At 58.8% G+C, this 13,125-nt stretch carries 10 protein-coding genes; 5 read left to right on the top strand and 5 right to left on the bottom strand.

Going from position 1 to position 13,125, the window contains the following annotated elements:
• The first annotated feature begins 293 nt into the window (after positions 1 to 293).
• From ACL2XQ_RS02315 to dmsD, 4 genes are read left to right on the top strand one after another with little or no spacing between them, the layout of a single operon-like run.
• The gene (locus tag ACL2XQ_RS02315; protein WP_410012262.1) at positions 294 to 2,744 is read left to right on the top strand and encodes a DmsA/YnfE/YnfF family dimethyl sulfoxide reductase; all 2,451 of its coding nucleotides are present in this window, start codon (positions 294 to 296) and stop codon (positions 2,742 to 2,744) included.
• A gap of 3 nt (positions 2,745 to 2,747) precedes the next feature.
• The gene (locus ACL2XQ_RS02310; RefSeq protein ID WP_410012263.1) at positions 2,748 to 3,365 is read left to right on the top strand and encodes a DMSO/selenate family reductase complex B subunit; all 618 of its coding nucleotides are present in this window, start codon (positions 2,748 to 2,750) and stop codon (positions 3,363 to 3,365) included.
• A 1-nt stretch (position 3,366) separates the two neighbouring features.
• Positions 3,367 to 4,227: a DmsC/YnfH family molybdoenzyme membrane anchor subunit gene (locus ACL2XQ_RS02305; protein ID WP_410012264.1), complete on the top strand. Its 861-nt coding sequence runs from the start codon at positions 3,367 to 3,369 to the stop codon at positions 4,225 to 4,227.
• 10 nt (positions 4,228 to 4,237) lie between these two features.
• Positions 4,238 to 4,846: a Tat proofreading chaperone DmsD gene (gene dmsD, locus ACL2XQ_RS02300; protein WP_410012265.1), complete on the top strand. Its 609-nt coding sequence runs from the start codon at positions 4,238 to 4,240 to the stop codon at positions 4,844 to 4,846.
• Positions 4,847 to 4,899: 53 nt separating this feature from the next.
• Here dmsD and ACL2XQ_RS02295 read toward each other — a convergent pair whose 3' ends face one another.
• Entirely contained in the window at positions 4,900 to 5,802 is a 903-nt protein-coding gene (locus tag ACL2XQ_RS02295; protein WP_410012266.1) for a hypothetical protein, read from the bottom strand.
• 330 nt (positions 5,803 to 6,132) lie between these two features.
• On the opposite strand from ACL2XQ_RS02295, the gene ACL2XQ_RS02290 reads away from it, so the two are divergent.
• Positions 6,133 to 7,314 (top strand): benzoate/H(+) symporter BenE family transporter, encoded by a 1,182-nt coding sequence (locus ACL2XQ_RS02290; protein WP_410012267.1) that lies wholly within the window; start codon positions 6,133 to 6,135, stop codon positions 7,312 to 7,314.
• A 168-nt stretch (positions 7,315 to 7,482) separates the two neighbouring features.
• On the opposite strand, the gene ada is transcribed toward ACL2XQ_RS02290, so the two are convergent.
• The 4 genes from ada to darB all read right to left on the bottom strand — a co-directional run bounded on the left by ada (position 7,483) and on the right by darB (position 13,007).
• Entirely contained in the window at positions 7,483 to 8,556 is a 1,074-nt protein-coding gene (gene ada / locus ACL2XQ_RS02285) for a bifunctional DNA-binding transcriptional regulator/O6-methylguanine-DNA methyltransferase Ada (RefSeq protein ID WP_413722034.1), read from the bottom strand.
• A gap of 155 nt (positions 8,557 to 8,711) precedes the next feature.
• Positions 8,712 to 9,371, bottom strand: coding sequence for a darobactin export ABC transporter ATP-binding protein (gene darD / locus ACL2XQ_RS02280; RefSeq protein WP_410012269.1), 660 nt, complete (start codon positions 9,369 to 9,371; stop codon positions 8,712 to 8,714).
• Between the two features lies 1 nt (position 9,372).
• The gene (gene darC, locus ACL2XQ_RS02275; protein ID WP_413731347.1) at positions 9,373 to 10,629 is read right to left on the bottom strand and encodes a darobactin export ABC transporter periplasmic adaptor subunit; all 1,257 of its coding nucleotides are present in this window, start codon (positions 10,627 to 10,629) and stop codon (positions 9,373 to 9,375) included.
• Positions 10,620 to 13,007 carry a darobactin export ABC transporter permease subunit gene (darB, locus tag ACL2XQ_RS02270; RefSeq protein ID WP_413731349.1) on the bottom strand — a complete coding sequence of 796 codons (2,388 nt, stop codon included), beginning with the start codon at positions 13,005 to 13,007 and terminating at the stop codon, positions 10,620 to 10,622. Before darB ends, darC begins: the two co-directional genes overlap by 10 nt.
• Positions 13,008 to 13,125: the final 118 nt, after the last annotated feature.

Below are 13,125 nucleotides of genomic sequence, written 5' to 3'. Positions count from 1 at the left end.
TGAAGCTGGAAAAACCACGGCGGCGACAAACGGCTGATAATCATTGGATTTAAGATCACGCGTGGCTGGCGCCCATGCGCCGGCCTGGCGCCGCATATTTGTATGATAAAACGAGACGTAACTCATACTTTTGGTTCTTAAAAACCCTTTTTGTTATGCGACTTTGTTCGGGAACAAGTTTTTCCGCCTGTTTTTCGCGCATTATGCTCCCATGAATTGTAACCCCAGTAACTATCAGGCTTTATAGGATTGCGGGCTGCAACGCTTTGTGTGTGCAATGTGACGGGTGAGAGATGAAGAACAAGACATTAACCCTGCTTGGCGAAGCCGCCATCAGCCGGCGCAGCCTGGTGAAAGGCGGCGTGGCGACCGGGGGATTGCTGTTGGCCAGCAGCGCGCTGCAGCTCCCTTTCCTGTTCGCCCGGGCGGCCGTTACCCCGGCAACGACCGCGGGAACGGCCGATAAGGTGGTCTGGAGCATGTGTTCGGTTAATTGCGGCAGCCGCTGCGCGCTCAGGCTGCATGTGCGCGACGACGAGGTGTATTGGGTGGAAACCGATAACACCGGCCAGGATGAATACGGCGATCATCAGGTGCGCGCCTGCCTGCGCGGCCGCTCCATGCGCCGGCGGATGAACCATCCGGAACGGCTGAAATATCCGATGAAGCGCGTGGGCGAACGCGGCGAAGGCAAATTCCAGCGCATCAGCTGGGATGAAGCGCTGGACGCCATCGCCGATAATCTCAAGCGTATCGTCAAGGATTACGGCAACGAAGCGGTGTATATCAATTATTCCTCCGGCGCCACCGGCGCCAATTTCGCCCGCTCGTCACCGTCGGGCTCGCTTATCACCCGCCTGATGAACTGCTACGGCGGCTACCTCAATCAGTACGGTACCTATAGCACCGCCCAGATCAATGCCGCCATGCCCTACACCTACGGCAGCAACGAGGGCAACAGCACCTCGGATATCGTTAATACCAAACTGGTGGTGATGTTCGGCAACAACCCGGCGGAAACCCGCATGAGCGGCGCCGGCATTACCTACCATCTTGAGCAGGCGCGCGAGCGCTCCAACGCGCGCATGATCGTTATCGATCCGCGCTATACCGATACCGCCGCCGGGCGCGAGGATGAATGGATCCCCATTCGCCCCGGCACCGACGCGGCGCTGGTGTCGGCGATCGCCTGGGTATTGATCAGTGAAAATCTGGTGGATCAGGCGTTTCTGGATACCTACTGCGTCGGTTACGACGAAAAAACCCTGCCGGCCGGCGCGCCGGCCAACGGCCACTACAAAGCCTATATCCTCGGCCAGGGCGACGACGGCATCGCCAAGACGCCGGAGTGGGCGGAGAGGATCACCAGTATCCCCCGCGATCGGATCATCAAGCTGGCGCGTGAAATCGGCGCGACCAAACCGGCTTATATTTGCCAGGGCTGGGGGCCGCAGCGCCAGGCCAACGGCGAGCAGACCGCGCGCGCCATCGCCATGCTGCCGATCCTCACCGGCAACGTGGGCATTAACGGCGGCAACAGCGGCGCCCGCGAGTCCACCTACACCATTACCATCGAACGGCTGCCGGTATTGACCAATCCGGTGAAAACCCAGATCCCGGTATTTTTATGGACCGACGCCATCTCACGCGGCAAGGAAATGACGGCGTTAAAAGACGGCATAAAAGGCAAGGACCGGCTCGACGTGCCGATTAAATTTATCTGGAACTATGCCGGCAATACCCTGGTCAACCAGCATTCGGATATCAATCGCACCCATGAAGTCCTGAAAAACGAGCGCGATTGCGAAATGATCGTGGTGATTGAAAACTTTATGACCTCATCGGCGAAATACGCCGACATCCTGTTGCCGGACCTGATGACCACCGAACAGGAGGATATCGTCCCCAACGATTACGCCGCCAATATGGGGTATCTGATTTTCGGCCAGCCCGCCACCTCGGCAAAATTCGAGCGCCGCTCGATTTACCAGATCACCAGCGATATCGCGCGGCGCCTCGGCGCGGATGTGGCGCAAAAATTTACCGAAGGGCGCACCCAGTCCGAATGGCTGCAATTTTTATATGCCAAGATGCTGGCCAAGGACCCGCAACTGCCGTCCTATGAGCAGTTAAAAGCCCAAGGCATCTATAAACGCCAGGATCCCGACGGCCACTTTGTCGCCTACCGTAAATTCCGCGCGGACCCGGCGGCCAATCCGCTGAAAACCCCTTCCGGCAAAATTGAAATCTATTCGGCGGCATTGGCGCAGCTGGCCGCCACCTGGCAACTGCAGGCGGATGAAAGCATCAGTCCGCTGCCCCGGTATGTCCCCACCTTCGAGGGCTGGGACGATCCGCTGCGCGCGCGTTTTCCGCTGCAGATGGCCGGTTTCCACTATAAGGCGCGCACCCACTCCAGCTACGGCAATATCGACGTGCTGCGGGCCGCCTGTCCGCAGGAGGTGTGGATCAATCCTATCGACGCCGAAAGCCGGGGCATTCGCAACGGCGATAAGGTGCGGGTCTTTAACGACCGGGGCGAGATCAGGATCGACGCCAAGGTAACGCCGCGCATCCTGCCCGGCGTGACGGCCGTCAGCCAGGGCGCCTGGCATCAGGCCGATATGGCCGGGGATAAAATCGATCACGGCGGCTGCATCAATACCCTGACCACGCAGCGTCCATCGCCGCTGGCCAAGGGCAATCCGCAGCATACCAACCTGATACAGATCGAAAAGGTGTAGTGAATGAGCACGCAATACGGTTTTTATATTGATTCGAGTCGCTGCACCGGCTGCAAGACCTGCGAGCTGGCCTGCAAGGATTACAAGAACCTGGGGCCGGATGTCAGTTTCCGCCGCATCTATGAGTATGCCGGCGGCACCTGGCAGGCGGACGGCGCCGGCTATCGCCAGGATGTGTTCGCTTATTACCTGTCCATCGCCTGTAATCATTGCGAGGATCCCGCCTGCGTCAAAGTGTGCCCGAGCGGCGCCATGCACAAAGGCGAAGACGGCTTTGTGGTAGTCAACGAGGACATTTGTATCGGCTGCCGCTATTGTCATATGGCCTGTCCCTACGGCGCGCCGCAGTTTAACGAGGCCAAGGGGCATATGACCAAATGCGACGGCTGCCATGAGCGCGTGGCGGTGGGACAAAAACCTGTCTGCGTGGAATCCTGCCCGCTGCGCGCGCTGGATTTGGCGCCTATCGGCGAACTGCGCGACAAGTATGGCGACCTGGCCGACGTGGCGCCGCTGCCGGCGGCGCATTTCACCATGCCCAACCTGGTGATCAAAGCCAATGCCAATTGCCGCCCGCAGGGCGACACCACCGGCTTTCTCGCCAATCCAAAGGAGGTGTGATATGGGTAACGGATGGCATGAATGGCCGCTGATGTTTTTTACCGTGGCGGGCCAGAGCGTAATCGGCGGTTATCTGGTGATGGCCATGGTGCTGCTGGCCGGCAACCTGACGGTGCAGCAGGCGCGGCGGGTGCATCTGGCCATGTTTTTCCTGTGGCTGCTGATGGGGCTGGGATTTATCGCCTCGATGATGCACCTGGGCTCGCCGATGCGCGCCATGAACGCGCTTAACCGCCTGGGCGCCTCGCCGCTGAGCAATGAAATCGCCACCGGTTCGCTGTTTTTCGCCCTCGGCGGCATCTACTGGCTGATGGCGGTGTTTAACCACATGCCCCGGGCGCTTAACAAGATCTGGCTGGTGATTACCGCGCTGTCGGGCCTGGTATTTCTTTATGCCATGGGCCGGGTCTATATGATTGATACCGTGCCCACCTGGGATAATATCTATACCCCGCTCGGCTTTGTGCTGACGGTGTTTATCGGCGGCCCGCTGCTGGGCTACCTGCTGCTGCAGGCCGCGGGCATCCGCGGGCCGGGCTGGCGCTACCTGCCCTGGATAAGCGTTATCGCGGTGATGATAAGCGTGGCGGCGGTGATGATGCAGGCCGCCGGGCTGGCCGCGATCCACAGTTCGGTGCAGCAGGCCTCGGCGCTTATCCCCGACTATGGCCTGCTGATGGCCGGACGGGTGCTGCTGCTGGCGCTGGGCCTCGCCTGCTGGCTGTGGCCGGTGGCGCGCGGCAACACGCCGCCGCTGGCGGGACTTACGCTGGGCCTGGTGCTGGTGCTCGGCGGCGAACTGATCGGCCGGGCGGTATTTTACGGCCTGCATATGACCGTGGGCATGGCGATTGCCGGTTAGGGGCGATGATATGAATGATGTGAATATGGCCCTGACCGGGCGCACGCTGGGGGCCTTGCTGTATTATCCGCCCCTGTCGGCGCCCAACGCCGGCCTGCTGAAAGCGCTGGCGGCCCCGGGCTGGGAGCGGGAATGGCCTGTCGAGAGCGGCGTCGAAGACGCGGCGGCGCTGATTCGCCAGGGCCTGGCCGCGCCTTGGCATGACGCTTTGGAGGAGACCTTTCAAAATCTGTTTATCGGCCCCTATGCCCTGCCCGCCCCGCCCTGGGGATCGGTCTATCTCGATAAGGAAAGCGTGCTGTTTGGGGAATCCACCGTGGCGCTGCGCCGCTGGCTGGCGCAGGAAGGCATCGCCTCCCGGCAGCAGGACGGCGAGCCGGAGGACCATATCGGCCTGCTGCTGATGCTGGCCGCCTGGCTGGCGGAAAATAATGAAAGCGTGCTGGACGCCCTGCTGGCGCAGCATATATTGCCCTGGTCGGGACGCTACCTGGCATTGCTGGAACAAGGCACGGAGCATCCGTTCTACCGGGGCGTGGCGCGCCTGGCCAGCCTGACGCTGGGCGACTGGCGAAGCAGGCGGAATCTGCAATCACCGGAGAGGGAGTTATACCGTTAACGGCCGCGCGATGAGGCCGTTTTACCGTCAACAGCACCGGATGCCAAAGCGGGTTATGCGTTTTTGACTGTAAGCCCCGGTACATTGCGGTCGCCTTCGAAACGGGCGCTGCCTTTCAATATAACGGTGCATTCATCCCCGTCAAACCTCAATGATTTCACCACTGCGTCATTTTCTATCGTTATGCTATTTTCTTGTGGTTGAGTTATGCGTCCGCTGGTAAAATCGTGATTTTGTGTGCTGAACCTAATATTATTTACCCCAACAAGGTTTAAGTTTCCGGGGGGGAAGTTAACGCCACTAACAATGATATTTATATTGCCAGAGTTGACTCCATTAATACTAATGATTTTTTGGTAATTAGAGTTAATAAAATTTTCTTCTATATTAGACTTTTTCATATAGACTTCATTAACGATTGAGTTAGCACCGATAGTGACATTATTCGAGCATATTTCCAACGTTTTATCTATGACAGAGTCTTTTATTGAAAAAACGCCTGCAGTAATGACATCACCTTTTACATGGCTTTTGTTTTCAAGTGACAAATTACCACTGGCGGTAGTCACACTGTCCGCAATGGAGTTATTAAGCGTAACCTTGCCTGACATTGATTTTATAAATCCGGCCTTTTCGACATTTTTTAAATTAATTTTTCCAGAGTCGGTTTCGACGTTAGACAGAATAACATGTTCACAGCTGATTTTTCCTGATTGAGATTGAACATTACAGTGGATATCTCCTTCAGAGATGGATATAGCACCGCTTTGGCTTTTGATATAAATGTCGTTATTACCCGCGCGAGTAAAACAGTTATGCAAATTTATTTTTTCGCAACCCGTTTCGATTACACTTTTTATTTCCTCGCCTGTAAGGTTGACAGAGTTACCTGAATTGTTTTTTATGATGATGACGTTACTGAGTTGAAAAGACTCATATTGGAAATTCACATTCATATATTAGCATCCTTAAATAAATCAAACGGTTCAACTATATATATTTAATGGCCATTATCAAAAAATAAGCACATAATCTGACTATTTCATAATAATCGTGGAATTATAGCCAATCCTGGCTAAACCTTGATTAAATAACCTAAATGCTACCGGTAGCTTTACATTCCCAGCGGCGTTTTCACGTTCGCCGTTCCCCGGTATGTCGCTCGCGATTGAGTGTTGTCGCGCACAATGTTAAGTTTTAAGGCGACATTGCAAAACACAACCAGAAACAGGGGCGCTATGGCCCCGGTGATTTATAACATTGCACGGCAATAGGATATGATCAGCATGGCGCCTCGCTCCGCATTACGCGACCTCTCGTTTTCCGCCGTCATCGCCGGTTTTATCGCCGTACTGGTGGGCTATGCCAGCTCGGCGGCCATTGTGTTTCAGGCGCTCCAGGCCACGGGGGCCAGCGTTGAGCAAATCGGCGGCTGGCTGACGATGCTGGGCCTGGGAATGGGCATAACCTCGCTGGGCCTGTCGCTGTATTACCGCGCGCCGATCCTCACCGCCTGGTCGACGCCCGGCGCGGCGCTGCTGGTCACCAGCCTGCCGGGCTACTCGATTAACGAGGCCGTCGGCGTCTTTATCTTTGCCTGCGCACTGATTTTACTGTGTGGCGTGACCGGGCTGTTCGCCCGGCTGATGCAGCATATTCCGCAAGCGATTTCGGCGGCGATGCTGGCGGGAATTTTGCTGCGTTTCGGACTGGATGCGTTTATCGCGCTGCAAAGTCATTTTGTGCTGGCGGCGGGCATGTGCCTGGCCTTTTTCCTGACGCGGCGCCTGGCGCCGCGCTATGCCGTCGTGGCGGCGCTTGGCGTCGGCCTGGCCGTTGCCGGCCTGCAGGGCCAGATTGCCTTCGCCGGTAAGCCGCTGACCTTCGCCGCCCCGCATTTTATCATGCCGCATTTTACCCTCTCCGCGCTGATGGGCGTCGGCATGCCGTTTTTTCTGGTGACCATGGCCTCGCAAAACGCGCCGGGCATCGCCACCCTGAAAGCCGCCGGCTATCGCGTGCCGACCTCGCCGCTGATCGCCTGGACGGGGCTGGCGTCGCTGATCCTGGCGCCCTTGGGCGGGTTTTCCATATGCATCGCCGCGATTACCGCCGCCATTTGCATGAGCCCGGAGGCCCATCCCGACCCCGCGCGCCGGTATATGGCCGCCGCCGCCGCGGGCGCGGCCTATCTGCTGGCCGGGCTGTTCGGCGGCTCCATCGGCATGGTGTTCGGCGCCCTGCCCGCGGCGCTTATCCATACCATCGCCGGGCTGGCGCTGCTGAGCACCATTGCCGGCAGCCTGCATCGCGCCCTGCTGGAAGAGACGCACCGGGATGCCGCTATCGTCACCTTTTTACTGACCGCGTCCGGCGTCGGTTTTTTCGGCATCGGCAGCGCCTTTTGGGGACTGGCGGGGGGGATTATCACCTGGGGTATCCTGGCGCTGCCGGGTAAGACAAAATAAGCGGAAACACGCCTCGCCGCCGGTACCGGTAGCGACATTCCTCGCGTCGCTAAGTCGTTGGCGTCCGCCGCCGCCGGCGGTGGATACCGGCATCATCGGGCCGCATCGCGATGACCCGGCTGGCTCATCGCGGGTATTATATGGCCGCCGATCGTGGCGTCACGCCGCTTAGCCTTTGGCCTCCTTATCCAGTAGCAGCCGTTTGCGGTCCACCCCCCAGCGATAGCCGGATAACGCCCCGTCGCTGCGCACCACCCGATGGCAGGGTATGGCCACCGCCAGCATATTGGCGGCGCAGGCGCCCGCCACGGCGCGCACCGCGGCGGGCGAACCGATGCGTTTCGCCACCTCCAGGTAGCTGGCCGTGCGCCCGGGCGGGATATCCCGCAGGGCCTGCCAGACGCGCTGCTGGAAGGCGGTGCCGCGAATATCCAGCGGCAGGTCCAGGCCAAGGGCCGGCGCATCGACAAACCCCACCACCAGCGCCATCCGCCGGGCAAAGGCCTCATCGTCCCCCGCCAGCGCCGCGTGGGGGAAGGTATCCTGCAACTGTTCCACCAGCCGCTGCGCATCGTCGCCCAACAGGATGGCGCAGATGCCGCGCGCGCTCTGGGCGACCAGGATATCACCCAGCGAGCAACGCCCGACCGCAAAGACGATAGCAACGCCCTTCCCTCCCGCCCGGTAAGCGGTGGGCGTCATCCCCAGCAGCGCATCGGCTCCGGCGTAAAAACGGCCCTGGGAGTTAAAGCCGGACTCCAGCACCGCGTCGGTCACCGAGGCGTCGCCCGCAAGCCGTTGCCGCACCCGCTGGTTACGCCGGGCCACGGCATAGGCTTTCGGCGTCAGGCCGGTAACGGACTTAAATAACCGGTGGAAATGGAACGGGCTTAAGGCGGCCTGTTGCGCCAGCTCCGCCAGTGTCGGCATCCCCTCAGCCCCGTCAATATAACGGCAGGCCAGCTGGATTTTCGCCGCCTGTTCCGCCGCTAGCGAAGGCCGGCCCTGGCGGCAGCGTTTGCAGGGACGGAAGCCCGCCCGCAACGCGTCTTCGGCATTGGCGAAAAACAGCACATTCGCCGCCAGAGGCAGGCGCGACGGGCAGGATGGCGAGCAGAATATCCCAGTGGTCCTGACGGCATAAACAAACCGGCCGTCGGCGGCTTTATCGCGCGCGACGATGGCCTGCCAGCGCGGGTCCTGCTCGGTGGGTATCATGGATGCAGTGTTACCTGGTTTCATGGCAAAGCCCCTTTGGTTTCATCATATCGCTACGGCCAGGTGGTGACCAGACTGATGATTAGGGTGGCATGCCCGCGGCGGTTAAACCCCCTGAAGCTTGCTTTTTAATGTATGCCGTTATGCCAATGGCTTTTATCGCCATGCCCGCGCCGGCATTATGCAAGACGCCCGTCGCGCATGGTCAGCACCCGGTTGGCATAACTCGACGCCTCCTGCGAATGCGTCACCATCACCACGGTCGTGCCTTCCCGGTTGATGTTTTTCAGCTGTTCCAGCACGTCGCGGCTGTTCTTACTGTCCAGGTTGCCGGTGGGTTCATCCGCCAGTATCAGGCCGGGGCGGGACACCATGGCGCGGGCAATGGCCACCCGCTGCTGCTGGCCGCCGGACAGCTGCGCCGGATAATGCCCGGCGCGATGCGTCAGGCCGAATACCGCCAGGATCTGATCAACCCGCCGCCGGCGCTCCGCCTTCGCCACGCCGCGGTATTTCAGCGGCAGAACCACGTTGTCATAGACCGACATGGAAGGGATCAGGTTAAACGATTGGAATATATAGCCGATAAGCCGCCGTCGTAAGGCGATTTTCTGCGCATAACCCAGGGCGGCGACGTTTTCGCCGGCCAGGGTCAGACGGCCTTCATCAAGGGGTTCGAACATTCCCAGCACGTTCAGCAGGGTGGATTTGCCTGAACCGGACGGCCCCATGACGGCAAGAAAGTCACCCGCCCCGACGTTAAGGCTTACCGCGTTCAGCGCCAGGGTCTTGATGGTCTTGGTGGTGTAGAACTTACCGCCTCTTTCCAGGGTAATCATATCAATCAAACTCAATGATATTGGATTTTTCGTAATCATTATCCGCGAAGGTCACCACCCGTTGCCCTTCGGCAAGCCCGCCGAGTATTTCCGCCTGTGCCGCGCCCTGCCGCTTTAACCGCACCGGCGTCTTAACCGCCCGCCGATCGTTTTCATCAAACACATAGACCAGCGCCTGGCCCTCGTTGAAAAACACCGCTTCGGAAGGGACGAGCAGCGCGTCCTGCTGCGTACTCAGAAACACATGCAGATCGATGGATTGCCCGCGCTTCAGGGCAATCTGCTGGGGCTGGGACGGCCGGAGCCTGGCCTTGAACTTACCGTTGTCCACCGCCGAGGATACCGATTCAATGGCCAGGGGGATTTCGATGCCGCCGGCCTGCGCCATGACATTGGCCTGGGGCTTGATTTTATCCAGGTAATATTCACTGAAATCGGCTTCAAAGTAGTAGGAATGCAGGTTGTCGACCATGGTAACCTTGTCGCCGGGTTTAATCTGCTGGCCGATTTTGATATCCAGCGATGAGAGGGTGCCGTCGATGGGCGAGACGATAATCAGCTGCTCCAGGCCGCCCTTGATCAAATCCACCAGTTTGCCCAGGCGTTTGATGGAGCGATCAATTTCCTGGAACTGCTGCGGCAGTATTTGGTCCTGCTGCCGATCGTGTCCGGACAAAATGGCGCAGGTTTTTTCCCAATGCGCTAACTCATCCAGCAGGTCTTCATATTTAGCCTTTTCGATAATGGCTTTTTCAAACAGCTTTTTATTGCGCCGGATGTCCTTGACCAGCTTCTGCCGGTTGTAATGGGATTTCTGCAGCTCAAGCTTGGTGTCGCGGCTGTTGCGTTCCAATAACATGCGCATATTGCGCAGATTATTGATCTGTTCGGTGGCGTCGGCGATGCGCGAGGTGACCTGCAGGACAAAATCATAATTGGACAGGCGGGCGATAATTTCGCCTTTTTTGACATAATCGGAAGAGGCTTTATAGATATCGACCACCTTCCCTCCGCGCTCCGTGGAAACGATAACGCTTTCGTTGGGGAGGGCGATGGCGCGGGTAACCAGGGTGTCGGTATAGGCCCCGCGCGTCACCGGATGCAAGGCCACGCTCGCCAACGGCAGGCGCAGGTAATTATCGGTGGTGGCCAGCTTATAGAGCCCTGCGCACAGCAGGATCAACAGCGCGGCGGCGATCCAGGCGATCCATCCGGCGCCCGGAAGCAGGGCGGGCTTTTTATCCAGTTTTACGTCCATAGCCGTGGCCCTCGCCGCAGGCGCGCCAGCCGGCCGCCGCCGGCCAGCAGGGTCGCGACCATCACCGCCATCACCGCCAGGCCCAGGAGCATCAGGGCGGCGAAGGCATAGGTAAGGGCCAGACCGGTGACCACGTCGAATTGGCCCAGCCAGCGCCGCAGGAGCACAACCCCGATGCCGAGGGATAGCGACAACGTCAGCGTCAGCGCCAGCATGTTTTGCCGCAGGAAAAAGACCGCGCTGGTAGACACCGAGCCGCCCACCGCCGCCATGATCATCAGGGTCTGATTGAGCCGCCGGGCCTCCGACAGCCCGATGACCATCGCGCTGACCAGCATCAGGAACAGGGAAAGAGAAGCCACCAGCCTGATGACGTCCTGGATCAACAGGCTGTTTTTATAGTGTTCGGCATGCAGCTCTTCCACCGTGCGCACCTGCAGGTCCGCCAGGCCATAACCGCTGAGCGCGGAGATGATGCGATCCCGTTGCGCCGCGGTGGAAAACCCGATAGCGGCATACTTTTCCACCCGATCGTTAATGAACAGCATCAGCGGCGGCGGCTGGCGGGTACGCTCGCCCGGATAAAAGTTATCGACGACGCGCAGCACGCGCAGCCGGCGCCTCCCGCCGTCCACCTCGGCGTAGAAGGTCGTGTTAAGCGCTTCATCATAGGAAGACAGCCCCATCAGCCCGATAAAGGCCCGGGTGGCAATCACATGGCGCACCGCCGGATCGGCGCTTACGGCAATGGCATTTTCTCCGCCGCCCAGGGTTTCAAGGCCCCATACCCGGGTAAAGTGAGGGTCGACGTCGAGAGCGCTGACGGTCACGAACTGATCCTTGGCCTGCTGGCGGGCATGCTGGATAATGAGCGCGGTAGGCGTCATATCAAACGGGCGCCAGTTGCTCAAGGCGATATTGGCGCTGCCGGCGTCCTCTTTGAGGCGGTTTTGCAGCGCGCGCACGCTTTCAAGCGAATGGAGCCGTTCGCTGGGTTCAAACGTCAGCAGGTTCTTTTGGCGATAGCCGAAATCGGCTTGCATGACGTAACGGTTCTGCGCCGCCGTACCGGCCCAGGAGTAGACCAGGACGCCCGAGATCAGCAGTTGCGTCACCAGGGTAAGCCGGTTGAGGTAATAGGCCGCGGTGGTTTCGTGGCGGTGATTTGCCCGTCCCGCGCCGGCGGATACAACAAAACAGCAGAAATAAAGCACATGCGCGGCGATCACCACGCAGCCGATAAGCAGCAGCACCGCCAGGAACAGCGCGGCCAGCAATACGGCGCTGTGATGTGATATCAGCGCCAGGACGTAAGGCGACATGGCGGACGCCCCGAACAATATCAACAGCGCCAGCGCGCAGATGACGGCAAACTGCGGCACGATAACCGCCACCGACTCGGCGGCAAGCTGTTTATCCGACGCGCCCAGCGCGCGTTTGATATTCAGGCTGCGCCGTTTGGCGGCGTTAATGATGGCATTGACGTTAAAATAGTTTACCGCCGTGGTCAGCAGCACAAACAACGCGGCCGCATACAGGGCATGCAGCAAGGGTTTGGCGATAGTCGCGGCCATGTCATCGGCATAACCGTCGTCATAATGCATCTGCTGGATAGGTTTGGCGCGCAGGTGAATGAATGCCGTGGGAGTAATGGGCGTCCCGGATAGCGGCGGGGCGTGAAGCCCGACCAGTTTATCCAGCAGAGCGTTATCAAACGGCGCGGCCGGGGCGGTCCTGATAAAAATAAACAGGTGGCTGTGATACCAGTCTCTCCGCTTATCGTGATAACCCGCCATCGCCGCCGGTGAGAAGGCAATGACCGCCGGCATATCGATGCTGCTGTCGGAACGGGGTTCAAGCACGCCCTTGATCACAAACCGGCCTTTGTCGCCCAGATCGATAGTCTTGCCCACGGGGGACGCCAGGCCGAGATACCGGCGGTTAAAGGCCGGCGTGATATAAATTTCGTTCGCCGCAAGCAAGGCGGGGGCTTGGCGGTAGGGATTGAGCTGCGTCAGGAAGCCTGCGCTGACCGCGAACACCGGTACGCGATGGACAAACCGCCCCTCGCTGCGAACGGTAGTAAACAGCCGCAGGGCATAGACGACGCGGTCAATCCCCGGTTGTTTGCGCAGCGCGTCAAGCAACGGCAGCGGGGCCTGGGCGGAACGCACCTTATCGCCGTTGGGTGGGCAAAACAGGGTTTCGATGCGGTAAAGGCGTTCAGCGCCGGGATAAAACCGGTCTATTTTAACATCGTCGATAAAGAGCAGCAGAATTAAGAAGGTCGTGGCAAAACCGATGGCGGTAATAACGATCGCCAACAGGGAGGCAACAGGATTGGCTTTTATATCGTTAACAAACTCACTCAGGATCATCAGCGGATTATCTCGGTGGAGGGAGTAAAAAACCACTATGCCTTGCAATATATTATTTAATTTGTCTATTAATTATTAATTACTATATATTAATCACGCTAACTGATTGAAAATCATT

It is taken from the genome of Sodalis sp. RH14 (assembly GCF_047324285.1).
In the GTDB taxonomy this organism is placed as follows: Bacteria; Pseudomonadota; Gammaproteobacteria; order Enterobacterales; family Enterobacteriaceae; genus Acerihabitans.
The sequence above is the reverse complement of the archived record's forward strand: the minus strand, read 5'-3'. Positions and strand labels throughout refer to the sequence as shown.